The organism is Thiopseudomonas sp. SA1F2-1K (genome assembly GCF_057443035.1).
In genome coordinates this window covers 724,182-750,024 of sequence record NZ_CM172014.1, presented here as the reverse complement: position 1 = coordinate 750,024, position 25,843 = coordinate 724,182, and the positions used below count along the sequence as shown (strand labels likewise).

The window sequence follows — 25,843 nt, the reverse complement described above, 5'->3', positions numbered from 1 at the left end:
GTATTCTATTGTTGAAGACTATAACTGTCAAAGGTTATTCGTCTTTGCAATCTATTCTTAACTAACGGAGCTGACATCATATAGAATACTGCGCTATAAGTCTGCGTGTTTGAGGAAATTCCCTAGTAAATAACTGTTTCCGTGCACGTAGCTTGCTTTATACTTAACTTTCTTTCGTTGACTGATATAGGTGCTATGTCCATTTCGCTATTCAACTGGGCAGCTATTTTCCTTTACTTAGCTGCCAGTCTGTATCACGGGATTAATCTGTGGCGTAGCCAGGCGATTCGGCCAGTTGTTTTTAATAGCCTAGGTATACTTGGGCTACTGGCCCACTTGTCTGGCCTGATGCCGCAACTGCTAACCGAGCAAGGGCTGCTGCTTAGCTTTAGCCATGCGGCCAGCTTAATTGCTGCGGCAGTGGTGCTGCTCACCTTGATTGGCAGTTGGTTGATGCCGATTCGGGTGTTGTTAGCACCCCTATTTGCCTTAAGCGCGCTGTTGGTACTAAGCACCATTGCCCTGCCCCAAGGTACTGTACAGTTAATCAATGAAGAGCCTGGTATTTTATGCCACATTTTACTGTCAGTCTTAGCCTACGGCATGATCACCATTGCCGTGTTGCAATCGCTCGTTCTGTTAATTCAAGAGCAGCAACTGCGCAAACGTCCTGTCTCTAAACTCATTAAGCACTTTCCTCCCTTGCAGAGCATGGAAAAGCTACTCTTTGCTTTTTTATGGGCAGGCTGGATTCTTTTATCCTTATCCCTCGCTTCGGGCTGGATGTTCTTAGAAGATATTTTTGCCCAGCATCTGGCCCATAAAACCTCTCTGGCGGTGATGGCGTGGATGGTATTTGCGGTACTACTGTGGGGTCGACATCAATTAGGCTGGCGTGGCCATACCGCGATTCGCTGGACCCTAGCCGGTTTTTGCTTACTGATGCTGGCCTATTTTGGCAGTAAACTGGTACGTGAATTTATTTTAAATATTTGAGGCGTTATCTACAGTGGACAGTTTGCCAATTGGCTACCTCATTGGGCTACTTATTTTCCTGATTATTTGCTCGGCGTTTTTCTCCAGCTCAGAAACCGGAATTCTCAGCCTCAATCGCTACCGCCTACGCCATTTAAGCCGTGAAGGCCACAAAGGTGCGCGACGTGCGGCTAATTTACTGAGCAAACCCGATCGTCTACTGGGCACTATTTTGGTCGGTAATAACGTGGTTAATATTCTTGCCGCCTCGATAGCCACCATTGTCGCCGTCGATCTATGGGGAGATGCTGGGGTGGCGATTGCCACTGCCGGTCTGACCATTATTGTGCTGATTTTTGGTGAAATCACCCCCAAAACCCTCGCCGCACTGCGTCCAGAAATGATCGCCTATCCTGCCAGCCATATTTTACAGCTACTGATGAAACTCCTCGCTCCCGTGGTGTGGCTGACTGGCGCCATTAGCAATGGTTTATTGCGCTTAATGGGCGTTGATCCCAAACAACGTGGCTCAGATAGCTTATCTACTGAAGAGCTGCGTAGCGTGGTACGCGAAGCCGGACAAGAATTACCTGGCAACCGCCAAGATATGCTACTAGGTATTCTTGATCTGGAGAAGGTGACGGTGAATGACATTATGATTCCCCGTAATGAGGTCTTTGGCATCGATTTAGACAGCGATCTCGATACCATTATTTGGCAGCTGCGCACCACGACTCACACCCGTATTCCGCTGTACCGTGAAAATATCAACCAAATCATTGGGGTGATCCATATGCGGCAAATTGCCCGCTTGCTCACCCTCAATAAGCTGACTCACAACGATTTGCAAAGTGCCTGTAACGAACCTTACTTTATTCCTGAAAGCACTCCACTCTCGACTCAATTACTGAACTTTCAGCAAAATAAACGCCGCATTGCGATTGTGGTTGATGAGTACGGCGATGTGGAAGGGATTGTTACCTTGGAAGATATTTTGGAAGAGATCGTCGGTGATTTTAGCCACCAAGATAACCCTCATGAGATGGAAATTCGCAGTCAAAACGACGGCAGCCATATTATTGATGGCGCGGCTTATATTCGCGAAATCAATAAGGCCCTAGAATGGGAACTGCCTAGCGACGGCCCGAAAACTCTCAATGGTTTAATCACTGAAATACTCGAAAGCATTCCTGATGGCTCTGTTTGCCTGCGTATTGGGCCTTATTATATTGAAACCCTAGAAGTTAAAGATAATCGAGTCAACTTAGCTAGGGTTCGAATTGCCGAGTAAAACCACTAACTCAACCCGCTGTTGATCGCAGGCAACATTCACCTGCGATCATCTCCACCAAGCGCAGCTATGGATTTTGCTCCGCCGCGGCTAACGCCTGATCTAATAACTGCTGACCGACCCAAAACTTAGCAAACTGTGCGGCGCAGCGTCCGTTACGGTTGCCACGCTGGGTCGCCCACTGAATGGCAGCCAAATCGGTTGCTTGACTACGCTCCCAGACTAAACCGGTAGGCGCAGCCCAGTGCGCAATCCAGTGATACACCACCTCAAGGTAGTGCGCTTGAGTAAAGGGATAAAAAGAAAGCCACAAGCCAAAACGATCGGATAAAGCAATTTTATCTTCTACCGCCTCACTGGGATGAATCTCGCCATCCACTTGTTGCCAATTGGCATTATCAGCCTGACGCTCTGGCACCAGATGACGACGGTTAGAGGTAGCGTACAGCACCACGTTGTCAGGCGCCTGCTCAAGGGATCCATCCAATACACTTTTGAGGATCCGATAATCCCCCTCGCCCGCCTCAAAAGATAGGTCATCACAAAACACAATAAATTTATAAGGCAAACCAGCCAATCCTTCAACGATCCGCGGCAACTGCTCCAACCCTTCACGTTCAACTTCAATTAAGCGCAGCCCTTGATCAACATAAGCCGCCAATAAAGCCCGCACTAAAGAAGATTTACCGGTGCCACGCGCGCCCCATAACAGCGCGTGGTTAGTCGGATAGCCCTGCAACAACTGTAAGGTATTACGCTGCAGCGCCATGCGTTGCTGCTCTAATCCTTGTAAGTCATCAAGTTGCAACGATAAATTAACCGCCATCGGCACTAGTTGCCCAAAGCGCCCCACTTGCTGCCAACGTGCCGCCTTGCACAACTGCCAGTCAATGGCCACTCGCTCTGGAGGTAATAAAGGCTCTACCCGCTTGAGCAAACGTTTGGCTTGCTTTAAAAAACTATCTAACTGTCCACTCATGGGTTGTCGCTCCCGTTACACTGATAATACAAGCTGCCCAATCAGGGCTGATAGGTTAAGGCTACCGAGTTAATGCAATAGCGCAAGCCACCTGGCGCTGGCCCATCGGGAAACACATGACCTAAATGCGCATCACAACCTTGACACAAAACTTCGATCCGCTGCATGCCATGACTTAAGTCCTCACGTTCCCATACCGCCTGCGGGTTAATGGGTGCAGTATAACTGGGCCAACCACAACCCGCGTCATATTGTGTAGCCGCGGCAAATAATGGATGCCCACAGCACACACAAAGGTAACGGCCGCTAGACTTAGGTTGCAAGTACTCCCCAGTGAAAGGTTTTTCTGTTCCTGCTAAGCGACACACACGAAATTGCTCGTCAGATAAAGTTTCACGCCAATTTTCTAACGTCTTTTCTACTTTTTTCACGAGATTTTCCTTTTATATTGATTTTCTTCTGCTTCTATCCCTTTCGAAATATATTTTTCGGTCGTATGATAGAGCTCATTATTTCCGTGGTCTGACACTGCCCAATCGCCCTGCCGTGACTGCGGTTCATTTTGCGCCTTGAGTGCGCCTCTTTATATTAAAACCGGATATTAGGATCATGCAGTACAGCAAATCGAATAAGCTCGCTAATGTTTGTTATGACATCCGCGGACCCGTGCTTAAACATGCCAAACGCTTAGAGGATGAAGGCCACCGTATTCTTAAACTGAATATCGGCAACCCCGCTCCTTTTGGCTTTGAGGCCCCGGAAGAAATCTTACAGGACGTCATTCGCAACTTACCTACCGCTCAAGGGTATAGCGACTCTAAAGGCTTATTCAGCGCTCGCAAAGCAGTCATGCAGTACTACCAACAAAAAGGCATGCCTAGTGTTGGAATTGAAGACATCTATCTCGGTAATGGTGTTTCTGAACTGATTGTGATGACTCTCCAAGCGTTAGTAAATAACGGTGATGAGATTTTACTGCCAGCCCCAGATTACCCGCTCTGGACCGCAGCCACCAGTTTAGCTGGCGGTACCCCTGTGCATTACCTGTGTGACGAGCAAGCAGGCTGGTTTCCGGATATTGCCGATATCAAAGCTAAAATCACCCCCAACACTAAAGGGATTGTCTTAATTAACCCCAACAACCCAACCGGTGCGGTGTACTCCAAAGAATTGCTTGAGCAAATTGTTGAGCTGGCACGACAACATAACCTCGTAATCTTCTCCGATGAGATTTACGACAAAATTCTCTATGACGAAGCACAGCACGTCAGCACCGCTTCATTAGCCCCGGATGTACTCTGCCTTACATTCAACGGCTTATCTAAGTCTTACCGGGTAGCTGGCTTTCGCTCCGGCTGGGTGGTAGTGACGGGACCTAAACATAATGCTCGCAGCTATATTGAGGGCTTGGATATTCTGGCCAACATGCGCCTCTGTGCCAACGTGCCGGCGCAGCATGCCATTCAAACCGCGCTCGGTGGCTATCAGAGTATTAATGACTTGGTACTGCCCCAAGGCCGTCTACTGGAGCAACGCAACCGCACTTGGGAGTTACTGAATGATATCCCTGGTGTCAGCTGCGTAAAACCGATGGGGGCGCTCTACGCTTTCCCACGGATTGATCCTAAGGTTTGTCCTATCTACAACGATGAAAAGTTTGCCTTAGATCTTTTGCTTTCAGAAAAGTTATTAATTGTCCAAGGCACGGCATTTAACTGGCCTAATCCTGACCATTTCCGCGTGGTTACCTTGCCTCGAGTCGATGACTTAGAGCAGGCGATTAAACGCATTGGCAACTTCTTAAGCACCTACCGTCAGTAAACCATACCCCTTAGCTGTCTTTACCTACTTCTTCGGCAAAGACAGCTCGGTATAAAGAAACATTTATCCATACTCTTGTGGTTGCGCATTTAATCCCAATCTATATATTCAGTTAATTTTACGCTCTCTGGAGATAGTTAAACGATGTTGCGTGTTGGTCTATTTTTACTCACTAACTTAGCCGTCCTATTCGTAGCCAGCATCACCTTAAAGCTACTTGGTGTAGACCGCTACACGGGTGCTAACTACGGCAACCTTTTAGTGTTCTGTGCGGTATTTGGCATGGTCGGCGCGTTTGTTTCGCTCTTTTTATCCAAATGGATGGCAAAGCGCACCACAGGTATTTATCTGATTGAACAACCTGCCAACCAACATGAGCAGTGGCTGCTGAATACCGTCGAGCGCCTAGCCCAAGAAGCAGGGATTGGTATGCCTGAGGTGGGCGTCTTTCCTTCTTATGACTCCAATGCCTTTGCTACCGGCTGGAATAAAAATGATGCGCTGGTGGGTGTCAGTGAGGGCTTGCTCGAGCGTTTTTCTCGGGAAGAAGTCGAAGCGGTCCTGGCCCACGAAATCGGCCATATTGCTAATGGCGACATGGTGACCATGGCTCTGTTACAAGGCGTAGTTAACACCTTTGTGATGTTCTTTGCCCGAATTGTCGGCGATATTATTGATCGCGTGGTATTTAAAAACGAAGAAGGCCGCGGTATGGGCTATTACATTTCGGTAATTATTGCCGAGTTAGTGTTTGGCTTGCTGGCTAGCATGATTACTATGTGGTTCTCCCGCCAGCGCGAGTACCGTGCAGATGCTATAGGCGCACAATTAGCCGGTACTGGCGCGATGATTTCTGCCCTTGATCATTTACTGCATGAGCAGCAACAGCAGATTACCCAAGAAATGCCTGGCACCTTGGCTGCCTTTGGTATTAGTGGTGACCTGAAACAAGGACTGGCGGGCTTGTTAATGAGCCACCCGCCGCTTGAAGTGCGTATCGCCGCCTTACAACAAGCCAACTACTAAGCTCTATAACAGGCAATAAAAACCGCGCTTGAGGCGCGGTTTTTATTGCCTGCAGATCTATTACAACTCTGCTGTTACATCCACTAAGCGACCCGCCTCAAGTTTTAACACTCGATCCATACGTTTGGCTAACTCAGGATCATGGGTCACCACCAAAAATGCGGTGCCTAAACGCTTAGATAATTCCAGCATCAAGGCCTGAATACTTTGCCCTGTGGCTTGGTCTAAGTTACCCGTCGGCTCATCTAACAACACCAACTGCGGCTGATTAACCAGTGCCCGGGCAATAGCCACCCGCTGCCGCTCACCACCAGATAATTCAGCCGGCTTATGGGTCATACGTTTAGCCAAACCCACCCGCTCTAATAGCTCAGTTGCAGCTTGTTTAATTTGGCTAATGGGTTGCTTACCAATTAACAAGGGCATACAGACATTTTCTAAGGCATTAAACTCAGGCAGCAAATGGTGAAACTGGTAGACAAAGCCCAGCGCTTGATTACGCAGCTGACCGCGTTTCGCCTCTGATAAAGCTGATAACTCAGCGCCAGCTAACCAGACACTGCCAGCTGTTGGCGTATCTAAACCCGCAAGCATATGCAGCAAGGTGGTTTTACCCGAGCCAGAAGCACCAATAATAGCTACCCGCTCACCGACTTGAATCTGTAGCTCAACACCTTTTAACACCTCAACCGCTTGCGGGCCTTCGGCATAGGATTTAACCAACCCACGACACTCTAAAACATAAGCATTATTACTCATAACGTAAGGCCTCGGCTGGCTGCGTACGCGATGCACGCCATGCAGGATAGATCGTTGCTAAAAAGCTCAAAGACAATGCCGCAGTACAGATTAACACCACATCTTCCACTAATAACTCAGAGGGCAAATAACTAATAAAATACACATCACTGCTTAAAAACTGATAGCCCAACAATTTCTCTAACCCTGCTACCCAGGCCGTGACATTCAGGGCAGCAATGACGCCCAATACACCACCAATCAGGGTGCCGACTACGCCAATTAAACTGCCTTGCACCATAAAGATGCCCATAATCTGCCAAGGCGAGGCACCCAAGGTACGCAAGATTGCAATATCACCTTTCTTGTCAGTAACCACCATCACGAGAGTGGAAATAATATTGAATGCGGCCACTGCTACAATTAGTAATAGCAGTAAAGCAATCATGGTTTTTTCCATTTTAATCGCTTGGAATAAGTTACCGTGGCTACGCGTCCAGTCACTGGGGTACAGATCACTCTGAGGTAAACTAAAAGCAATCTCGCGCGCTACTCGCGGCGCACTAAACAAATCATTCAGTTTTAAACGGATGCCTTCTACCCGATCAGTGGGCCAGCGCGTTAAACGTGCAGCATCTTGCACGTTAATCAATGCCAAGGAGCTATCTAACTCTGCTCCGACCTTGAACACGCCAACCACCGTAAACATCTTTAGCCGTGGAAAGACACCCGCTGGCGTAATTGAGGCCTCAGGTAACACAAAGGTAATTTTCTCACCCACGCCGACGCCAAACCGACGTGCGGTAAGCTCACCAATAATGATTCCAAACTCACCACTGCGTAAATCTTCTAACTGGCCCAGCTGCATGTGTTCGGAAATAATCGAGACCTTATTTTCAAACTCTGGATCAACCCCATTAACCATCACCGGCTGCACACTGCCCGAGTGACTGAGCATGCCTTGCAGCTGAGTAAAAGGCGCCACTGCAGCCACTTCAGGATGTTTTAAAATCTGCTCACCTACGTGCTGCCAATCGGCCATCGGCTGCTGACCACTGACAGTAGCATGGGGCACCATCCCCAAAATCCGCGTCCGTAATTCTCGGTCAAAACCGTTCATCACTGAAAGTACCAAAATCATCACCAGCACACCCAGTGCCAAGCCAATCATTGAGGTCAAAGAGATAAATGAAATAAAATGATTGCGCCGTTTAGCGCGGGTATAACGTGCACCAATAAAAAGTGCTAATGGTCGAAACATAAAACCCTTCCGTTGTAAAAGCCAACTCAATGTTTTCGGCGAAGCCCTTGTGACCACCTTAGCCCTTAACAAGTTTAGGCTGATCGACAAATCTGCTAAAAAGACTGGGCTATACTAACTGAACTCGGCCGATATCTCACTCGCTGTCAGCCGCTTTATCGCTACTCTTCATTAGAGACCACTATGCCAATTATCTATGGACACCGCGGCGCTAAAGGCGAAGCGCCGGAGAACACCTTATTTAGCTTTCAGCACTGCCTAGCCCAAGGCGTTACCCACTGTGAGCTTGATTTACGCCTGGCTCAAGATGGTGTACTGATGGTATTTCATGACGCCACATTAAAGCGCACCACAGGCCAGACCGGCACGCTGGCAGCCAAACCCTCAACCGAACTCAGCCAGTTAGATGCCAGTGCTAATTTTAATCGAGCTTACCCCCAAGCGGCCACCCCGCCTTATTGCCCAATTCCAACCCTTGAACAACTGTTTCAACAGTGCGCATTTGAGCATTGGCAATTGGAAATTAAAGGCGTTGCCCGTGCTCAGGCCAAAGCCACGGTACTGGCGGTAAAAAACTTAGTAGAACGCTATCAACTCACAGAGCGAGTCACCCTCACCTCCGCTAGCCATCAAGTACTGCACGCCGCGATGCAATGGGCGCCGGAGTTAAGTCGAGGCTGCGTCGTAGAGTGGCGCTGGCAAGATCCCCTAGCGATAGCTAAACGCTATAATTGTGAACTGCTGGCTTTAAATTGGAAACTCTGCACATCGCGCCTAGTGGAGCGCAGTAAAGCAAAAGGTTTGCACCTTTCACTCTGGACAGTCAACGAGCCTAAGCAAATGCTAAGGCTCGCTAACATGGGAGTAGACAGCCTGATTACAGACTTTCCCGGTTTGGCCAGTGCCACACTCGGGAGTCGTTAAACTGCTCCTGTAAAGCTGCTCCGATACCCTCAGGCCACTTATCGGAGCCGATTAAAAAAGGCGGTTAAGCCCATCAAAGGCTGCAACTCGATAGGCTTCAGCCATGGTCGGGAAGTTAAAGGTAGTATTAATGAAATACTTAAGGGTATTTAACTCGCCCGGCTGATTCATAATCGCCTGACCAATATGCACAATCTCTGAGGCCTGATAGCCAAAGCAATGCACCCCTAAAATCTCTAAGGTTTCACGGTGAAACAAAATCTTCAGCATCCCCACAGGTTCACTGGAAATTTGTGCACGGGCCATACTCTTAAAGAAAGCCTTACCCACCTCATACGGCACCTTATCCTTGGTGAGCTCTGCTTCGGTTTTACCCAACGAGCTAATTTCAGGAATGGTATAAATACCGGTAGGTACATCATCTACAAAGTGCCAGCTCTCATTGTCTACAATATTACCGGCAGCTGAACGACCTTGATCGTAAGCGGCACTGGATAAACTCGGCCAGCCAATCACATCACCGGCTGCATAAATATTCGGCACTGCGGTGCGGTAATACTCATCAACTTCTACTTGGCCACGGCTATTGGCGGTTAAGCCTACGTTCTCTAAAGCCAGTTGGTCAGTATTACCGGTACGACCGTTACACCAGAGTAAAGCGTCGGCTTTAATTTTCTTGCCAGATTTTAAGTGCAGAATGACGCCGTTCTCAGTGCCCTCAATCCGCTCATACTCTTCATTATGACGAACCAGTACGTTGTTATTACGCAAGTGATAACTTAAGGCATCGGAAATTTCATCATCCAAGAAATTCAGCAGCTGATCGCGGGTATCAATTAAGTCAACCAGCACCCCTAAACCACTAAAAATCGAAGCGTACTCACAACCGATCACCCCAGCGCCATAAATAATTAACCGACGCGGCGTGTGGCTAAGATTTAAAATGGTATCACTGTCATAAACCCGCGGGTGACTAAAATCAATATCTGCCGGACGATACGGGCGTGAACCGGTAGCAATAATAATCTGGTTAGCCACCAGTTTTTCTACACGACTCGGACCAACCACATCAATGCTGTGCTCATCGGCAAAGCTTGCGGTACCAAAATACACATCAATCCGATTGCGCGCGTAATAACCGGTGCGCGATGCCACTTGACGCTTAATCACGCTTTCAGCGCTTTTCAGTACGTCCGGAAAAGAGAACCAACGCGGCTCGCCAATTTGGCGGAACATAGGGTTAGTGTTAAAACGTAAAATTTGACGCACTGAGTGACGTAATGCTTTAGATGGAATAGTACCTAAGTGCGTACTACTGCCACCCACTACTCCACGGCTTTCAACCACAGCCACTTTACGTCCAGCTTTAGCCGCATTCATTGCAGCTCCCTCACCGGCTGGACCCGATCCTAAAATGACCACATCGTAGTTATAAACTGCCATTGTGACTCCTTCGTCAGCTGCTCTTTCTCACAGCACAATAAATAAGATGACTTCGATTCAATTAACGAGTTTTAGCAGCAGCGTCATAGGCCAAGGCCTCAGACTGAGTCTGTGCTACGGCCTGATCACGGGTAACTTCTTCGCACTTTTCCCGCACCCCACCACAGATAGAACATTCTTTTTCAATGCCTAAGTTAGCAATTCCACCGCAAGAACCTGCAATAGGTTTACGCCCAGCAATAACTCCAACTGACATGCCTAAAATGACTAACGCCATTACCGCAAATACCACTAAAAACAGCGCAATACCACTCATGGTTGCTCTCCTGTTGGAAATAACTGATCAAATGCACTGCTTGTTTCGGTGACAAAACCCTCATCGACACGACTTACAAACAGTGCGGCAATCTGATGTAGCTCAGCGTAAGCTTTACCGGCATCAGGGCCCAATACTAACAATAAGGTACCTAAGGCATCAGCTGCTAAGGTTGAGGGATCAATTACTGTAACCGCAGCTAATTTATGCTGAATGGGAGCCGCTAAATTAGGATCTAAGGTATGGGAAAAACGCTGCCCATTTTCTTCATAATAATTGCGGTAGTCCCCCGAGGTATTAACCCCTAAGCCATCAATCGGTAAGATTCGCTGGACAATCCGCTGCCCTTCTAAGTTAGGCTCTTCAATAGCAATGCGCCAGGCACTGCCGTCGGGCTTTTTACCAGCGGCTTTTAGCTCACCGGTAATCTCAATCATATAACTGTCAATACCTAAAGATTGAAAACGTTCAGCCACCTGATCAACGGTGTAACCGGCAGCAATACTGTTAAGGTCCACCTCTAGGGCTTTTTCTTTACACAGCTGATTTTGCTCAATCTTTAGGTATTGATAGCCTACGCGCGAACGCGCTTGTTCAATTTGCTCTGCACTGGGTTGTACTCGGCCACGGCTATGAGGGCCAAAGCCCCATACATCCAATAAAGGCCCAATGGTTAGGTCAAAGGTACCGCCACTACTTTCAGCCAGTTGCTGACCGTAACGCACTAGTTGTAAGACAGGCTCTGGCATGGTTTGGCAAGAGCCTGCTGGCAGACGGTTAAACTCAGACAAGTCTGAGTCTGCGCGGTAGGTCGACATTTGGCGGTCAACTTGGTTAAGAATGCTTTGTAACTCTACATTCACTTTATCCGGCGCTGGCATGTTCGGCCCGCGAACATATTTTACCGTATAAGTACTGCCCATAGTTGGGCCTTGTAGCGTTTCAATGCGCTCTTTAGGGGTGCAGGCGGTTAAGCCAAACCCCAAAGCGATAACCAATCCAACTACCAAATGTCTACGCACCTTAACCTCCGAAGTCGTCGAGCAGAATGTTTTCTGGCTCCACCCCAAGATCTTCTAACATCTTGATCACCGACGCGTTCATCATTGGCGGCCCGCACATGTAGTACTCACAATCTTCAGGTGCTGGGTGATCTTTTAAGTAATTCTCATACAGCACATTGTGAATAAAGCCGGTTGGTCCATCCCAATTATCTTCAGGTAACGGATCAGATAAGGCTAAATGCCACTCGAAGTTTGGATTTTCTGCTTGCAGCTTATCGTACTCATCAATATAGAAGGCTTCACGCATCGAGCGTGCACCGTACCAGAAACTCATTTTGCGCGTTGAGTGCAAACGCTTTAACTGGTCAAAGATGTGTGAGCGCATCGGCGCCATCCCTGCACCACCGCCGATAAAGACCATTTCAGCATCAGTGTCTTTAGCAAAGAAATCACCAAAGGGTCCGTAAACAGTCACTTTATCGCCTGGCTTCAAGCTAAATACCCAAGAGGACATCTGCCCTGCTGGCAAATCATCACGTCCTGGAGGGGGGGTGGCAATACGAATATTGAACTTCACCATGCCCTTTTCTTCTGGGTAGTTAGCCATCGAATAAGCACGGATTACCGTCTCATCCACGGTCGATGAGTAGCGCCAAATATCAAACTTATCCCAGTCAGCATGGAATTCAGGCTGGATATCAAAATCTTTGTAGTGCACGGTGTGGGGTGGGCATTCTAGCTGCACATAACCACCGGCGCGGAAGTCAACGTTTTCACCTTCTGGCAAACGCAAGGTTAGCTCTTTAATAAAGGTGGCTACGTTCGGGTTAGACTCAACCGTACACTCCCACTTTTTCACGCCAAAGACTTCTTCTGGCACTTCAATTTTCATGTCCTGCTTCACTGAAACCTGACAAGATAAACGCCAGCCCTCTTTCGCTTCACGGCGAGTAAAGTGCGACGCTTCTGTCGGCAGCATATCGCCGCCGCCTTCTTCCACTACACACTTACACTGGGCACAGGTGCCACCACCGCCACAGGCTGAGGATAAGAAAATATTATTTGAGGCTAAAGTCTGCAACAGCTTGCCACCGGCAGGCACAGTAATCGTCCGCTCGCCATTGATCTCAACGGAAACATCGCCACTGTTAACCAGTTTCGCCCGCGCCACCAGAATCATGATCACCAAGGCAATCACGATCGCGGTAAACATACCAATAGCGAGGAAAATCTCGTAATTCATTATCTCGCCTCCTTATAGCTGTACGCCAGAAAATGACATAAAGCCCAGCGACATTAGGCCAATAGTGATAAAGGTAATACCTAACCCTTGTAATCCCACTGGCACATCACTGTATTTAAGCTTTTCACGGATACCTGCAAGCAGAGCAATGGCTAACGCCCAGGAGAAACCTGAACCTAAACCATACACCACACTTTCAGACAGATTGTAATCACGCTCAACCATGAACAGGGTACCGCCCATGATGGCGCAGTTCACGGTAATTAAGGGCAAGAACACACCCAACGCGTTATACAGCGAAGGTACGTACTTATCCAGCAGCATTTCCATAATCTGCACGATCGCCGCAATCACCCCGATGTAGCTCAATAAGCCTAAGAAGCTCAGGTCAACATCAGGCAGGCCGGCCCAAGCCAACGCACCGTCTTTGAGTAGGTAGGTATAAATTAGGTTGTTAGCTGGCACAGTAATGGTCTGCACCACAACCACTGCAATCCCAAGACCAATCGCGGTTTCAACTTTCTTCGAGATGGCAATAAACGTACACATCCCCAAGAAGAAGGCCAGCGCCATGTTCTCAACGAAGACTGCCTTAACGAACAAACTTAAATAATGTTCCATTAGTACGCCTCCTTCTCTGGGCTATGGGGTGCCATACGGAAGTCTGGCTGCTCGACCTGATCTTTTTTCCACATTCTTAAGGCCCAAATAAATAAGCCAATCAAGAAGAATGCAGAAGGAGGCAGTAACAACATACCGTTCGGTAAATACCAACCGCCGTCATTGATTACTGGGAAAATGGTGTAGCCCATTAACTTACCCGCACCAAATAGCTCCCGTACGATACCGAGCACAATCAGCATTGCGCTGTAGCCTAAACCGTTACCAATACCATCAAAGAATGACAGCACGGGTGGGTTAGCCATCGCAAATGCTTCTGCCCGGCCCATAACGATACAGTTGGTGATAATCAAGCCAACGAATACCGATAGCTGCTTCGACAATGAATAAGCGTAGGCCTTTAACACCTGATCGACCACAATCACCAAAGAGGCAATAATGACCATCTGCACAATCATCCGAATAGAGCTAGGAATTTGTGAGCGAATCATCGAAATAAACAAGTTAGAGAAAGCCGTAACTAAAGTTAAGGCTACCGACATCACTAACGCTGTTTTTAAGTTCGAGGTTACCGCCAGCGCCGAACAGATTCCCAGAATCTGTAAGCCGATGGGGTTATTGTTAAAAATAGGATCCAGTAGAACCTGTTTAATTGTTGGCTTAGCCATTTAATTAAGCCTCCCCTCTGCGCAGATTCTCAATAAACTGACCGAAACCGCTTTCACCCAACCAGTACTGTAAGAGGTGTTCCACCCCATTACTGGTTAAAGTAGCACCGGCTAAGCCATCCACTTGGTGAATCGCCTGTGGACTGCTTGGATCAACGTTGCCTTTAACGATGTCCAACGCCACGCGACCTTGAGCGTCATACACAGTTTTATCTAACCATTGTGCAACCCACTTAGGATTATCCACTTCGCCACCTAAACCTGGGGTTTCTGAGTGCTGATAAAAACCAAAGCCAGCCACAGTATTCAGATCACCTTTAAGTGCCATAAAGCCATGCAAGGTTGACCACAGACCGTATCCACGTACTGGAATCACTACGCTATCGAGCTTGCCATCTTGCTCCACCAAGTACACCGTTGAATAATTCTCACGACGTTTGATTGAAGCAATGTCTTCAGTACTGGTTAAACCTTTAGACAGCGCAGGATCTTTGGATGCCGCTAGTGGATCAAAGCTTTCAGCGTCAAACTGATCGGTAAATTTACCGGTCTCCAGATCAACTACCCGTGCTTTAACGCGAGTATCAAACAGCTCTTTCACCTGACTAGCAGAGAGACTGGCATCGCCTAGACCGGCAATCGCTAGAATACTGCGTTGTTTATCTAACACTTTGTTTTCAGTCTGAATTGGGCGGAGTGCCACCGCAGCGCCGGCAACGAATACCGAGCACACTAAACAGACTAAGAGAGCAACAACAAGTGTACGTACAGTCGATTCTTTCTTACTGGACATTACGTGCGAGCCTCCGTTTAATGTTGGCCTGAATCACAAAGTGGTCAATCAGTGGTGCACATAAGTTAGCAAACAAAATTGCTAGCATCATGCCTTCAGGGAACGCAGGGTTCACCACACGAATTAAGACCGCCATCGCGCCAATTAAGGCACCAAAGATCCACTTACCGGTATTGGTCATTGACGCTGACACAGGGTCAGTTGCCATGAAAATCATACCGAAAGCAAAACCACCGACCACTAAGTGCCAGTACCATGGCATAGCAAATAAGGGGTTGGTATCAGAGCCAATAAAGTTGAATAACGTACTGAGTGCAACCATCCCAAGCATTACCCCAGCCACAATTCGCCAAGCGGCAATACGGGTTAGGAGTAGGACTGCACCACCAATAAAGATAGCTAGCGTACTGGTTTCACCAATTGAGCCTTGAGTCGTACCAATAAAGGCACTCATCCAGCTCACACCATTATCCATGATGTTAGTTAAGCCACCTTCTGCACCTAAGCTCAGCGCTGTAGCACCGGCAAAGCCATCCACTGCTGTCCACACTGCATCTCCAGAGATTTGTGCAGGGTAAGCAAAGAACAAGAAAGCACGACCAACTAATGCAGGGTTTAAGAAGTTTTTACCGGTACCACCAAATACTTCTTTACCAATCACCACCCCAAAGCTAATACCGATGGCCACTTGCCATAACGGAATGCTAGGAGGAACGATTAAAGCAAAAAGCACTGAGGTAACGAAAAAGCCTTCGTTAACTTCGTGTTTACGGATACTGGCAAATAACACTTCCCAGAAACCACCCACCACGAAAGTCACCAAGTAAATCGGCACAAACCAAGTGGCCCCTTGGACAATGTTGTCCCACCAATTACTCGGATCAAAACCTGCTAGCATCGCAGTTAAAGCAATGCGCCAAGTTTCTTGAGCACTGGCAAATAACTCTGGTGAGTTAGCAAAGACTTGGTTAGCTTGGTAACCAACGTTCCACATACCAAAGAACATGGCTGGGAAGGTACACATCCACACTGTGATCATCATACGTTTGAGGTCAATGCCATCCCGTACGTGAGCGGTGGTTTTAGTAACACTGCCAGGACGATACAAAAAGGTATCGAAGGCTTCATAGAGCGCGTACCACTTTTCGTACTTACCACCTTTTTCAAAGTGGTGCTCTACTTTATCTAATAAAGCGCGCAATCCCATGATTATCCCTCTTGCTCAATGCGAGTTAGGTTATCCCGTAGAATCGGGCCGTACTCGTACTTACCTGCACACACATAGGTACACAGCGCGAGATCTTCTTCATCCAACTCTAAGCAACCCAGCTGCTGCGCGACTTCGGTATCACCGACGATTAGCGCGCGAAGTAATTGCGTGGGCAAAATATCTAGCGGCATGACTTTCTCGTAGTTACCCACTGGCACCATCGCCCGCGGACTGCCGTTAGTGCTGGTATCAAAAGCAAACTTTTTACCGGCAAACAACTTAGAAATGAAGATGTTTAAGGTCGAGAACTTATCAACGCCTGGACGCATATAATGCAGCATCTGACGCTCGGTACCTTCGTGCAAGCACGAAACTTGGGTGTGGTAACGACCTAGATAGTTACAGACGCCACGGGCGGTACGACCGCCAAAGACGGAGCCCGAAATCACTCGGTTGCTCTCACCTTCTAGTTCACCGGCCGTAACTTCAGCCAAATTCGCACCTAAACGCGTACGAACTAAACGCGGTTGTTTCACTACAGGTCCAGCTAAAGCAACCACGCGCTCTGTCCAAATTTGGCCGGTAGTAAAGAGTTTAGCAATCGCTACCACGTCTTGATAACCAATAGTCCACACTGTTTTAGTGGCGCTAACCGGATCAAGATAATGGATATGCGTGCCCGCTAAACCCGCAGGATGCGGTCCGGCAAAACTTTCAGTGGTAACGCCGTTGGTTTTCTCACCCGGAATCACCGCATCGGGCGCTTTACATAAAAACACTTTGGCTAAGCGCGCTAAAATCACTAGCCCTTGCTCAAACTCAGTGGCGTACTCTTTCAGCACAACCGCTGGATCAGCTGCTAATGGGTTGGTATCCATCGCATTGACAAAGATTGAGCTGGGCGTGCTATCAACGGCTGGCACTTTGCTATAAGGGCGAGTGCGAAAGGCAGTCCATAATCCTGACTGCTGCAAATTCTCACGGATTTGCTCACTGGTCAGCGCGCTTAATTGCTCTGGGCTGTACTGTGCAAACGTTTCTTGCTCATCACCCTCTAATTGTATTTCTACTGACTGAAATACACGGCGCTCACCACGGTTAACGGCCTTTACTACCCCTGCTCCGGGTGCTGTATACACCACGCCAGGCGTTTTTTTATCAGTGAATAGAACTTGACCTAACTTAACCCGGTCTCCTTCTTTCACCTCCATCGTTGGCTTCATACCGTTATAGTCGAAGCCTATGACGGCGACTGAAGTCACCGGTTTAGCGTTTTCAATACGCTGCTCCGGCGAACCAGTCATGGGCAAATCAAGCCCACGCTTTATTCTGATCATAGGACTGCCTAACCACGATTTTAAGTCTTTATAATTTATTGAATCTGCCGCGGCTAAATACTATTAGCCCCGATAGTTCCAACACCTAAAAATTAATCCCACCAATTATAGAGATGCAACGGCTAGTCTTGCTAGTAAAAAGCTCAATTAATCGAGCAATAAGACCTTTTAGCTACGTTACGACAAAATCTCTAAAAAAACGGGAGCCCTAAAGCTCCCGTTTACACGACTCAGCTAACTTATCAGCTGATTACTGAGGAAATGCAGGTGGGTTTACTCCTGCAATATCTTCAGCAACACGAATAACCTGGCAGCTGTAACCGTACTCGTTGTCGTACCACACATAGAGTACTAAGCGATTGTCGTTACAGATGGTCGCTTCCGCATCAACCACACCCGCATGGCGTGAACCTACGAAGTCAGTGGATACCACTTCTTGTGAGCACACATAGTCAATTTGCTTTTGCAGCTCAGAGTGCATCGCCATTTGACGAAGGTACTCGTTCATTTCTTCGCGAGTAGTGCTCTTACCTAAGTTCAGGTTCAAAATCGCCATGGATACGTTAGGCGTAGGAACGCGAATCGCGTTACCGGTCAGCTTACCTTTTAACACCGGTAAGGCTTTAGCTGCTGCAGTTGCCGCACCAGTTTCTGTTAACACCATGTTTAACGTAGCAGCGCGACCACGACGACTGCCTTTATGGAAGTTATCAATTAAGTTTTGGTCGTTAGTGAACGAGTGCACAGTTTCAACGTGACCATTTTCAATGCCAAACTTATCATTGATCGCTTTTAACACCGGCACAATGGCGTTAGTAGTGCACGAGGCAGCAGAGATGATTTTATCATCGGCGCTAATCTCAGCGTGGTTCACCCCGTGTACAATATTTTTCAGCTCACCCTTACCTGGCGCGGTTAAAACCACACGGTCAATGCCTGGGCATTGTAAGTGCTGGCTTAAGCCCTTCTCATCACGCCAGATACCGGTGTTATCAATCAATAACGCATCTTGAATGCCGTACTGGGTGTAATCCACTGACGCAGGGTCATTGGAGTAAATCACCTGAATCAGATTACCGTTAGCGGTGATGGTGTTATTTTCTTCATCAATGACGATGGTGCCATCAAATGAGCCATGTACAGAGTCACGGCGCAATAAGCTGGCACGCTTTTCTAGATCATTTTCAGCACCCTTGCGCACTACGATCGCGCGTAAACGTAAGCCATCACCGGCACCGGTTTTCTCAATCAGGATACGCGCTAACAAACGACCAATACGGCCAAAACCATACAGCACAACATCTTTGCCCTGGTGTTTGTTTTCGTTTTGCTTATCAACTACAGGTGCTAGCTCAGCTTTGACAAACTCTTCAATCGAGCGGCCCTGACCTTCCTGCTTAAACTTAACCGCTAACTTACCGATATCAACTGAAGCACTGCCCAGCGCCAACTCACTCATGGCTTTTAAAATGGGGTAGGTTTCACGTACCGTTAACTCAGCGCCTTCACCAATACGGTGACGGGCAAAGCGGTGAGTTTTAAGAATTGAAATGACCGAGCGATTGATTAGGCCGCGACCATAAATAGATGTAACTACATTATTATTACGGTACAACTGGCCGATTAAAGGGATCATTGCTTCGGCGATGGCTTCACGATCAATCCACTCATTAAGGCACTGGTCAGTTTGCTGAGTCACAGGCAACACCTATATCTGTTAGTTAAAAGAGGGCTATATTATCGGCATACTAAACAAAAGCATCAAGCTCTAAGCACAAACCGCGCGCCAATCTCACAGCAATCTCTCCTAGCAAGCGCCCTAACAGCTGGTTACAATCAGGCTTTTTAGCCAAGTAAAGTATTTATTGTGCCCGTATTACCCTTACCTAACATCTCTTCCAATGCCGGTCGTCAGCAGTGGGGTAACCTACGTGGCGCCAGCCGTGCTTTAGCTATTAGTGAGGCAGCCAAAGCTGCACAACACCTAACGTTATTGCTGACAGATACCAGCCAAAACGCACAGCTACTGCAAGAAGAACTCAGCTGGTTCGCCCCAGAGCTACCAATTTTGCATTTTCCTGACTGGGAAACCCTGCCCTACGATGTGTTTTCTCCGCACCAGGATATTATTTCGCAGCGTATTGCTAGCTTGTATCAATTGCCCCAGGTTAAGCAAGGCGTCTTAATTGTTCCGATTAATACCGCGCTCTATCGCCTAGCCCCTACTCAGTTTCTACTGGGTTCAAGCTTGGTCTTAAAGACTGGGCAAACGCTCGATGCAGAGCAACTGCGCCATCAACTGACTGAAGCAGGTTACCAGTGCGTTGATACGGTATACGAGCACGGCGAGTATGCGATTCGCGGATCGATTATTGACTTATTTCCGATGGGCTCGGAGCTACCGTTTCGCATTGATTTATTTGATGATGAAGTCGACACCTTACGCACCTTTGACCCTGAAACGCAGCGCTCGCTAGAACAAGTCAGCAATATCAATCTGCTACCCGCTCGCGAGTTCCCGCTGGATAAGGAAGCTATTAAAGCCTTTCGGAATCGCTTTCGTGAACGCTTTGATGTGGATTTTAGGCGTTGCCCAATCTACCAAGACTTATCGAATGGCATTACGCCGGCCGGCATTGAGGCCTATCTGCCGCTTTTTTTTGAGCACACCGCCACCTTATTTGACTATCTACCCGATAGCACCCAGGTCTTTTCCCTGCCCGGGGTTGAGCAAGCCGCTAATCAATTCTGGCAAGATGCACGTACTCGCTACGAAGATCGTAAAGGCGATATTGAGCGCCCAATTCTGCCGCCAAACGAACTATTTGTTCCAACGGAAGAGTACTTTGCCAAGCTTAAAAACTGGCCACGCATCATTGTGCATCAAGAAGCGATTGAGCCAGGTGTTGGCCGCGAAGTGTTTGACACCCTGCCGCTCCCTGAGCTCGCCATCGAGTCCCGTAGTGCAGAGCCCTTAGCAGCAGTACGCCAGTTTATCGAGCAAACCTCAGGCCGAGTACTCTTTACCGCTGAAACCGCGGGTCGTCGCGAAGTTCTTTTAGAGTTGCTGGCACGCATTAAACTGAAACCAACTTCGGTTGAAAGCTGGAAAGATTTTCTCACCCACAGCGATCGTGTTTGCATAGGCTTGGCGCCATTGGTTGAAGAGCTGAGTCTTGAAGCCCTTAGCATCATTCCCGAAAGCAGCTTACTTGGACAAAAATTTGTCCAGCAGCGCAAGCAGCGAAAAAGCAGCAATGCGACACAAAATGAGCATACTATCCGCAATCTAACTGAGCTGCGTGAAGGTGCCCCCGTTGTTCATATTGATCACGGTGTGGGACGTTATTTAGGGCTAACCACCTTAGAAATTGACAATCAAGCCACTGAGTTTTTGTTACTGGAATATGCCGATGAGGCTAAACTGTACGTACCTGTAGCTAACTTGCATTTAATCGCACGCTACAGCGGCAGTGATGATGAAACAGCCCCCTTACATCGCTTAGGTTCAGAGCAGTGGCAAAAAGCCAAGCGTAAAGCTGCCGAACAAGTACGCGATGTGGCAGCTGAGCTGTTAGATATTTACGCCAGACGCGCTGCTCGCAAAGGATTTGCCTTTGCCAACCCCGGCGCCGATTACGCCACCTTTAGCGCCGCTTTTCCTTACCAAGAAACGCCTGATCAACAAGCAGCCATTGATGCCGTGCGCAGCGATATGTTGGCCGGTAAACCAATGGATCGCTTAGTGTGTGGTGATGTGGGCTTTGGTAAAACTGAAGTGGCTATGCGCGCGGCCTTTATTGCGATTCAAAGTGGTAAACAGGTGGCAGTCTTAGTGCCTACTACCCTGCTTGCCCAGCAACACTATAATAGCTTTCGCGACCGCTTTGCCGACTGGCCGGTAAAAGTTGAAGTGATGAGCCGTTTTAAAACTGCTAAAGAAACCCAAGCTGCCGCCGCACTACTCGCCGAAGGCAAGGTAGATATTTTAATTGGTACCCACAAACTGCTGCAAAGCGATATTAAGTTTAATAATTTAGGCTTAGTCATTATTGATGAAGAACACCGCTTTGGCGTGCGGCAAAAAGAACAACTGAAGGCACTGCGCAGTGAAGTGGACATTTTAACCCTAACGGCTACGCCGATTCCGCGCACCTTGAATATGGCCTTTGCTGGCATGCGTGACCTCTCGATTATTGCCACGCCACCGGCTCGGCGCTTATCAGTGCGTACCTTTGTTATGCCGCAACAAGATGCCATTGTTAAAGAAGCTTTACTGCGTGAGCTGCTGCGCGGTGGCCAAGTTTATTATCTGCATAATGATGTAAAAACCATCGAAAAGTGTGCCGAAGAGCTCGCGGCATTAGTACCTGAAGCCCGTATTGGCATTGGCCATGGGCAAATGCGTGAGCGCGAGCTTGAGCAAGTGATGAATGATTTTTATCACAAGCGTTTTAACGTATTAGTCGCCACCACCATTATTGAAACTGGAATTGATGTGCCGAGCGCCAACACCATTATTATCGAGCGTGCCGATAAGTTTGGCTTAGCACAACTACACCAGCTGCGTGGACGCGTTGGCCGCAGCCATCATCAGGCCTATGCGTACCTTCTGACGCCGAACGAGAAAAAAATTACCGAGGACGCCAAAAAACGGCTCGAAGCCATTGCCAACGCTCAAGACTTAGGCGCTGGCTTTATTCTAGCCACCCATGACTTAGAGATTCGTGGCGCTGGAGAGTTACTCGGGGATGGTCAAAGCGGTGAAATTCAGTCCGTCGGCTTTACTTTGTACATGGAAATGCTCGAGCGCGCGGTCAAAGCCATTCAAAAAGGTGAGCAACCTAACCTCGATCAGCCTTTAGATGCGGGAATTGAAGTGAACTTACGGGTCTCAGCGCTCATTCCTGATGACTATCTGCCCGATGTACAAACTCGTCTGACACTGTACAAACGTCTTGCCTCGGCAGAGAACCACGAGCAACTCAAAGACTTACAGGTGGAGATGATTGATCGTTTTGGTTTGCTGCCAGAACCTGCCAAAAATTTAGTGCGAGTAACAGAATTAAAATTACTGGCCGATAAGCTGGGAATTATTAAAATTGATGCGGGCCCACAAGGCGGCAAATTAGAGTTTTCTAGCAAGACTCCGGTAGATCCAATGCAGCTGATCAAACTGATTCAAACTCAGCCCAACCGCTATAAGTTTGAAGGCAGTACAGTGTTTAAATTTCAAGTGCCAATGAATACCGACCAAGAGCGCTTCAATACCCTTGAAGCCTTGCTTGAAAGCTTACTTCCCAAGTAAGAACTTACCTACACAATCCCTTCAAGACCGCCGATGATGAGAGCCAGGCCTCGCTCGAATGCCGCGTCCGGACCGCCTTCGTAGACGATTTTCATCGCGCTCTGTAGGCGCGCCGGCATCGTAGACGCTGAGGTGGTCAACTGATCTTCGCCCCGCTCCTCGGCGTCTGCCTCGCTAGCTTGCTGCTCAAGAACAGCGCCGACGGTGAAGTAGCTGATTGCCATCAACGCATAGGTCGCGTCACCTGCCGAAAAGCCAGCATCGCAAAGGAAGCGAAGCTGCGCGTCGGCTTTTTCCATCTGCGGCGCGGCTGGCCGCGTCCCGGCATGAATACGCGCGCCATCGCGATAAGCGAGCAACGCCCGTCGAAAACTGCATGCATTGCCCTTCAGGAATGAGCGCCAGTCGTCGTCGGCTCTCGGCACCGAATGCGTATGATTCTCCGCCAGCATGGCTTCGGCCAGTGCGTCGAGCAGCGCCCGCTTGTTCCTGAAGTGCCAGTAAAGCGCCGGCTGCTGAACCCCCAACCGTTCCGCCAGTTTGCGTGTCGTCAGACCGTCTACGCCGACCTCGTTCAACAGGTCCAGGGCGGCACGGATCACTGTATTCGGCTGCAACTTTGTCATGCTTGACACTTTATCACTGATAAACATAATATGTCCACCAACTTATCAGTGATAAAGAATCCGCGCGTTCAATCGGACCAGCGGAGGCTGGTCCGGAGGCCAGACGTGAAACCCAACAGACCCCTGATCGTAATTCTGAGCACTGTCGCGCTCGACGCTGTCGGCATCGGCCTGATTATGCCGGTGCTGCCGGGCCTCCTGCGCGATCTGGTTCACTCGAACGACGTCACCGCCCACTATGGCATTCTGCTGGCGCTGTATGCGTTGATGCAATTTGCCTGCGCACCTGTGCTGGGCGCGCTGTCGGATCGTTTCGGGCGGCGGCCGGTCTTGCTCGTCTCGCTGGCCGGCGCTGCTGTCGACTACGCCATCATGGCGACGGCGCCTTTCCTTTGGGTTCTCTATATCGGGCGGATCGTGGCCGGCATCACCGGGGCGACTGGGGCGGTAGCCGGCGCTTATATTGCCGATATCACTGATGGCGATGAGCGCGCGCGGCACTTCGGCTTCATGAGCGCCTGTTTCGGGTTCGGGATGGTCGCGGGACCTGTGCTCGGTGGGCTGATGGGCGGTTTCTCCCCCCACGCTCCGTTCTTCGCCGCGGCAGCCTTGAACGGCCTCAATTTCCTGACGGGCTGTTTCCTTTTGCCGGAGTCGCACAAAGGCGAACGCCGGCCGTTACGCCGGGAGGCTCTCAACCCGCTCGCTTCGTTCCGGTGGGCCCGGGGCATGACCGTCGTCGCCGCCCTGATGGCGGTCTTCTTCATCATGCAACTTGTCGGACAGGTGCCGGCCGCGCTTTGGGTCATTTTCGGCGAGGATCGCTTTCACTGGGACGCGACCACGATCGGCATTTCGCTTGCCGCATTTGGCATTCTGCATTCACTCGCCCAGGCAATGATCACCGGCCCTGTAGCCGCCCGGCTCGGCGAAAGGCGGGCACTCATGCTCGGAATGATTGCCGACGGCACAGGCTACATCCTGCTTGCCTTCGCGACACGGGGATGGATGGCGTTCCCGATCATGGTCCTGCTTGCTTCGGGTGGCATCGGAATGCCGGCGCTGCAAGCAATGTTGTCCAGGCAGGTGGATGAGGAACGTCAGGGGCAGCTGCAAGGCTCACTGGCGGCGCTCACCAGCCTGACCTCGATCGTCGGACCCCTCCTCTTCACGGCGATCTATGCGGCTTCTATAACAACGTGGAACGGGTGGGCATGGATTGCAGGCGCTGCCCTCTACTTGCTCTGCCTGCCGGCGCTGCGTCGCGGTGCATGGAGCCGGGCCACCTCGACCTGAATGGAAGCCGGCGGCACCTCGCTAACGGATTCACCACTCCAAGAATTGGAGCCAATCAATTCTTGCGGAGAACTGTGAATGCGCAAACCAACCCTTGGCAGAACATATCCATCGCGTCCGCCATCTCCAGCAGCCGCACGCGGCGCATCTCGGGCAGCGTTGGGTCCTGGCCACGGGTGCGCATGATCGTGCTCCTGTCGTTGAGGACCCGGCTAGGCTGGCGGGGTTGCCTTACTGGTTAGCAGAATGAATCACCGATACGCGAGCGAACGTGAAGCGACTGCTGCTGCAAAACGTCTGCGACCTGAGCAACAACATGAATGGTCTTCGGTTTCCGTGTTTCGTAAAGTCTGGAAACGCGGAAGTCCCCTACGTGCTGCTGAAGTTGCCCGCAACAGAGAGTGGAACCAACCGGTGATACCACGATACTATGACTGAGAGTCAACGCCATGAGCGGCCTCATTTCTTATTCTGAGTTACAACAGTCCGCACCGCTGCCGGTAGCTATTGACTATCCGGCTGCACTAGCCCTGCGTCAGATGGCTCTGATCCAAGGCAAACTGCCAAAATATCTGCTGGCACCGGAAGTCAGCGCCCTGCACCATTATGTTCCGGATCTGCATCGCAGGATGCTGCTGGCTACCCTGTGGAACACCTACATCTGTATTAACGAAGCGCTGGCATTGACCCTGAGTGATTTTTCTCTGGTGCCGCCCTATCCCTTTGTGCAGCTTGCCACGCTCAAAGGGGTTTGAGGTCCAACCGTACGAAAACGTACGGTAAGAGGAAAATTATCGTCTGAAAAATCGATTAGTAGACAAGAAAGTCCGTTAAGTGCCAATTTTCGATTAAAAAGACACCGTTTTGATGGCGTTTTCCAATGTACATTATGTTTCGATATATCAGACAGTTACTTCACTAACGTACGTTTTCGTTCTATTGGCCTTCAGACCCCATATCTAA

The 25,843-nt window shown here is 49.2% G+C and carries 24 protein-coding genes; 8 read left to right on the top strand and 16 right to left on the bottom strand.

Annotation, left to right across the window (positions count from 1 at the left end):
* Positions 1-195 precede the first annotated feature (195 nt).
* Together AC2T15_RS03570 and AC2T15_RS03565 are read left to right on the top strand one after the other, a co-directional pair.
* On the top strand, positions 196-996 hold the full coding sequence (locus AC2T15_RS03570; RefSeq protein WP_486778745.1) for a cytochrome C assembly family protein: 801 nt from the start codon (positions 196-198) through the stop codon (positions 994-996).
* Positions 997-1,009: 13 nt separating this feature from the next.
* Positions 1,010-2,266 carry an HlyC/CorC family transporter gene (locus AC2T15_RS03565; RefSeq protein ID WP_486778744.1) on the top strand — a complete coding sequence of 419 codons (1,257 nt, stop codon included), beginning with the start codon at positions 1,010-1,012 and terminating at the stop codon, positions 2,264-2,266.
* 67 nt (positions 2,267-2,333) lie between these two features.
* Here AC2T15_RS03565 and AC2T15_RS03560 read toward each other — a convergent pair whose 3' ends face one another.
* Both AC2T15_RS03560 and msrB read right to left on the bottom strand, forming a co-directional pair.
* The gene (locus AC2T15_RS03560) at positions 2,334-3,245 is read right to left on the bottom strand and encodes an ATP-binding protein (RefSeq protein WP_053102167.1); all 912 of its coding nucleotides are present in this window, start codon (positions 3,243-3,245) and stop codon (positions 2,334-2,336) included.
* 41 nt (positions 3,246-3,286) lie between these two features.
* A complete protein-coding gene (gene msrB, locus AC2T15_RS03555) occupies positions 3,287-3,676 on the bottom strand; it encodes a peptide-methionine (R)-S-oxide reductase MsrB (protein ID WP_053101569.1) in 390 nt (129 codons plus the stop codon).
* Positions 3,677-3,854: 178 nt separating this feature from the next.
* On the opposite strand from msrB, the gene AC2T15_RS03550 reads away from it, so the two are divergent.
* Positions 3,855-5,066 carry a pyridoxal phosphate-dependent aminotransferase gene (locus AC2T15_RS03550; protein ID WP_486778743.1) on the top strand — a complete coding sequence of 404 codons (1,212 nt, stop codon included), beginning with the start codon at positions 3,855-3,857 and terminating at the stop codon, positions 5,064-5,066.
* Between the two features lie 144 nt (positions 5,067-5,210).
* Complete coding sequence (htpX, locus tag AC2T15_RS03545; protein ID WP_486778742.1) at positions 5,211-6,092, top strand: protease HtpX; 882 nt, start codon at positions 5,211-5,213, stop codon at positions 6,090-6,092.
* Between the two features lie 60 nt (positions 6,093-6,152).
* Here htpX and lolD read toward each other — a convergent pair whose 3' ends face one another.
* Positions 6,153-6,851: a lipoprotein-releasing ABC transporter ATP-binding protein LolD gene (gene lolD, locus AC2T15_RS03540; RefSeq protein WP_486778741.1), complete on the bottom strand. Its 699-nt coding sequence runs from the start codon at positions 6,849-6,851 to the stop codon at positions 6,153-6,155.
* Complete coding sequence (locus AC2T15_RS03535; RefSeq protein ID WP_486778740.1) at positions 6,844-8,091, bottom strand: lipoprotein-releasing ABC transporter permease subunit; 1,248 nt, start codon at positions 8,089-8,091, stop codon at positions 6,844-6,846. The genes lolD and AC2T15_RS03535 overlap by 8 nt, the downstream gene beginning before the upstream one ends.
* Before the next feature lie 183 nt (positions 8,092-8,274).
* Here AC2T15_RS03535 and AC2T15_RS03530 point away from each other — a divergent pair, with 183 nt between their 5' ends.
* Positions 8,275-9,015, top strand: a complete 741-nt coding sequence (locus AC2T15_RS03530; RefSeq protein WP_486778739.1) for a glycerophosphodiester phosphodiesterase — start codon at positions 8,275-8,277, stop codon at positions 9,013-9,015.
* A 51-nt stretch (positions 9,016-9,066) separates the two neighbouring features.
* Here AC2T15_RS03530 and sthA read toward each other — a convergent pair whose 3' ends face one another.
* The 10 genes from sthA to AC2T15_RS03480 form a co-directional block, all read right to left on the bottom strand.
* Positions 9,067-10,458, bottom strand: coding sequence for a Si-specific NAD(P)(+) transhydrogenase (sthA, locus tag AC2T15_RS03525; RefSeq protein WP_053101563.1), 1,392 nt, complete (start codon positions 10,456-10,458; stop codon positions 9,067-9,069).
* Between the two features lie 61 nt (positions 10,459-10,519).
* Positions 10,520-10,774, bottom strand: a complete 255-nt coding sequence (gene nqrM, locus AC2T15_RS03520; protein ID WP_053101562.1) for a (Na+)-NQR maturation NqrM — start codon at positions 10,772-10,774, stop codon at positions 10,520-10,522.
* Positions 10,771-11,796 (bottom strand): FAD:protein FMN transferase, encoded by a 1,026-nt coding sequence (locus AC2T15_RS03515; RefSeq protein ID WP_414820317.1) that lies wholly within the window; start codon positions 11,794-11,796, stop codon positions 10,771-10,773. Before AC2T15_RS03515 ends, nqrM begins: the two co-directional genes overlap by 4 nt.
* Position 11,797: 1 nt before the next feature.
* Positions 11,798-13,024: an NADH:ubiquinone reductase (Na(+)-transporting) subunit F gene (gene nqrF, locus AC2T15_RS03510; RefSeq protein ID WP_486779010.1), complete on the bottom strand. Its 1,227-nt coding sequence runs from the start codon at positions 13,022-13,024 to the stop codon at positions 11,798-11,800.
* A gap of 9 nt (positions 13,025-13,033) precedes the next feature.
* Positions 13,034-13,642 (bottom strand): NADH:ubiquinone reductase (Na(+)-transporting) subunit E, encoded by a 609-nt coding sequence (nqrE, locus tag AC2T15_RS03505; protein ID WP_053101560.1) that lies wholly within the window; start codon positions 13,640-13,642, stop codon positions 13,034-13,036.
* Complete coding sequence (locus AC2T15_RS03500; protein WP_053101559.1) at positions 13,642-14,310, bottom strand: NADH:ubiquinone reductase (Na(+)-transporting) subunit D; 669 nt, start codon at positions 14,308-14,310, stop codon at positions 13,642-13,644. The genes nqrE and AC2T15_RS03500 overlap by 1 nt, the downstream gene beginning before the upstream one ends.
* Positions 14,311-14,314: 4 nt before the next feature.
* On the bottom strand, positions 14,315-15,103 hold the full coding sequence (locus AC2T15_RS03495) for a Na(+)-translocating NADH-quinone reductase subunit C (RefSeq protein WP_053101558.1): 789 nt from the start codon (positions 15,101-15,103) through the stop codon (positions 14,315-14,317).
* Entirely contained in the window at positions 15,093-16,310 is a 1,218-nt protein-coding gene (locus AC2T15_RS03490) for an NADH:ubiquinone reductase (Na(+)-transporting) subunit B (RefSeq protein ID WP_053101557.1), read from the bottom strand. The genes AC2T15_RS03495 and AC2T15_RS03490 overlap by 11 nt, the downstream gene beginning before the upstream one ends.
* A gap of 2 nt (positions 16,311-16,312) precedes the next feature.
* Complete coding sequence (locus AC2T15_RS03485) at positions 16,313-17,650, bottom strand: Na(+)-translocating NADH-quinone reductase subunit A (RefSeq protein ID WP_486778738.1); 1,338 nt, start codon at positions 17,648-17,650, stop codon at positions 16,313-16,315.
* A gap of 250 nt (positions 17,651-17,900) precedes the next feature.
* A complete protein-coding gene (locus AC2T15_RS03480; protein ID WP_053101555.1) occupies positions 17,901-19,349 on the bottom strand; it encodes a glyceraldehyde-3-phosphate dehydrogenase in 1,449 nt (482 codons plus the stop codon).
* A 168-nt stretch (positions 19,350-19,517) separates the two neighbouring features.
* Here AC2T15_RS03480 and mfd point away from each other — a divergent pair, with 168 nt between their 5' ends.
* On the top strand, positions 19,518-22,958 hold the full coding sequence (mfd, locus tag AC2T15_RS03475; RefSeq protein WP_486778737.1) for a transcription-repair coupling factor: 3,441 nt from the start codon (positions 19,518-19,520) through the stop codon (positions 22,956-22,958).
* Between the two features lie 8 nt (positions 22,959-22,966).
* Here mfd and tetR read toward each other — a convergent pair whose 3' ends face one another.
* The gene (gene tetR / locus AC2T15_RS03470; RefSeq protein WP_486779009.1) at positions 22,967-23,584 is read right to left on the bottom strand and encodes a tetracycline resistance transcriptional repressor TetR; all 618 of its coding nucleotides are present in this window, start codon (positions 23,582-23,584) and stop codon (positions 22,967-22,969) included.
* Positions 23,585-23,689: 105 nt separating this feature from the next.
* Here tetR and tet(A) point away from each other — a divergent pair, with 105 nt between their 5' ends.
* Positions 23,690-24,880 carry a tetracycline efflux MFS transporter Tet(A) gene (tet(A), locus tag AC2T15_RS03465; protein WP_047706567.1) on the top strand — a complete coding sequence of 397 codons (1,191 nt, stop codon included), beginning with the start codon at positions 23,690-23,692 and terminating at the stop codon, positions 24,878-24,880.
* A 55-nt stretch (positions 24,881-24,935) separates the two neighbouring features.
* Here the strand turns inward: tet(A) and AC2T15_RS03460 are convergent, their stop codons facing one another.
* Positions 24,936-25,064 (bottom strand): type VI secretion protein, encoded by a 129-nt coding sequence (locus tag AC2T15_RS03460; protein WP_001260374.1) that lies wholly within the window; start codon positions 25,062-25,064, stop codon positions 24,936-24,938.
* A gap of 265 nt (positions 25,065-25,329) precedes the next feature.
* Between AC2T15_RS03460 and AC2T15_RS03455 the strand changes: the two genes are divergently transcribed.
* A complete protein-coding gene (locus tag AC2T15_RS03455; protein WP_009873361.1) occupies positions 25,330-25,635 on the top strand; it encodes a site-specific integrase in 306 nt (101 codons plus the stop codon).
* The last annotated feature ends 208 nt before the right edge of the window (positions 25,636-25,843 follow it).

What these genes read in the sequence shown, in the direction of transcription:
- nqrE (WP_053101560.1), bottom strand. Translation starts at nt 13,642, where the DNA reads ATGGAACATTATTTAAGTTTGTTCGTTAAGGCAGTCTTCGTTGAGAAC.
- AC2T15_RS03530 (WP_486778739.1), top strand. Translation starts at nt 8,275, where the DNA reads ATGCCAATTATCTATGGACACCGCGGCGCTAAAGGCGAAGCGCCGGAG.
- AC2T15_RS03460 (WP_001260374.1), bottom strand. Translation starts at nt 25,064, where the DNA reads ATGCGCACCCGTGGCCAGGACCCAACGCTGCCCGAGATGCGCCGCGTG.
- AC2T15_RS03495 (WP_053101558.1), bottom strand. Translation starts at nt 15,103, where the DNA reads ATGTCCAGTAAGAAAGAATCGACTGTACGTACACTTGTTGTTGCTCTC.
- AC2T15_RS03560 (WP_053102167.1), bottom strand. Translation starts at nt 3,245, where the DNA reads ATGAGTGGACAGTTAGATAGTTTTTTAAAGCAAGCCAAACGTTTGCTC.
- AC2T15_RS03455 (WP_009873361.1), top strand. Translation starts at nt 25,330, where the DNA reads ATGAGCGGCCTCATTTCTTATTCTGAGTTACAACAGTCCGCACCGCTG.
- AC2T15_RS03500 (WP_053101559.1), bottom strand. Translation starts at nt 14,310, where the DNA reads ATGGCTAAGCCAACAATTAAACAGGTTCTACTGGATCCTATTTTTAAC.
- AC2T15_RS03490 (WP_053101557.1), bottom strand. Translation starts at nt 16,310, where the DNA reads ATGGGATTGCGCGCTTTATTAGATAAAGTAGAGCACCACTTTGAAAAA.
- lolD (WP_486778741.1), bottom strand. Translation starts at nt 6,851, where the DNA reads ATGAGTAATAATGCTTATGTTTTAGAGTGTCGTGGGTTGGTTAAATCC.
- AC2T15_RS03485 (WP_486778738.1), bottom strand. Translation starts at nt 17,650, where the DNA reads ATGATCAGAATAAAGCGTGGGCTTGATTTGCCCATGACTGGTTCGCCG.
- AC2T15_RS03535 (WP_486778740.1), bottom strand. Translation starts at nt 8,091, where the DNA reads ATGTTTCGACCATTAGCACTTTTTATTGGTGCACGTTATACCCGCGCT.
- tetR (WP_486779009.1), bottom strand. Translation starts at nt 23,584, where the DNA reads ATGACAAAGTTGCAGCCGAATACAGTGATCCGTGCCGCCCTGGACCTG.
- sthA (WP_053101563.1), bottom strand. Translation starts at nt 10,458, where the DNA reads ATGGCAGTTTATAACTACGATGTGGTCATTTTAGGATCGGGTCCAGCC.
- AC2T15_RS03550 (WP_486778743.1), top strand. Translation starts at nt 3,855, where the DNA reads ATGCAGTACAGCAAATCGAATAAGCTCGCTAATGTTTGTTATGACATC.
- htpX (WP_486778742.1), top strand. Translation starts at nt 5,211, where the DNA reads ATGTTGCGTGTTGGTCTATTTTTACTCACTAACTTAGCCGTCCTATTC.
- nqrM (WP_053101562.1), bottom strand. Translation starts at nt 10,774, where the DNA reads ATGAGTGGTATTGCGCTGTTTTTAGTGGTATTTGCGGTAATGGCGTTA.
- AC2T15_RS03570 (WP_486778745.1), top strand. Translation starts at nt 196, where the DNA reads ATGTCCATTTCGCTATTCAACTGGGCAGCTATTTTCCTTTACTTAGCT.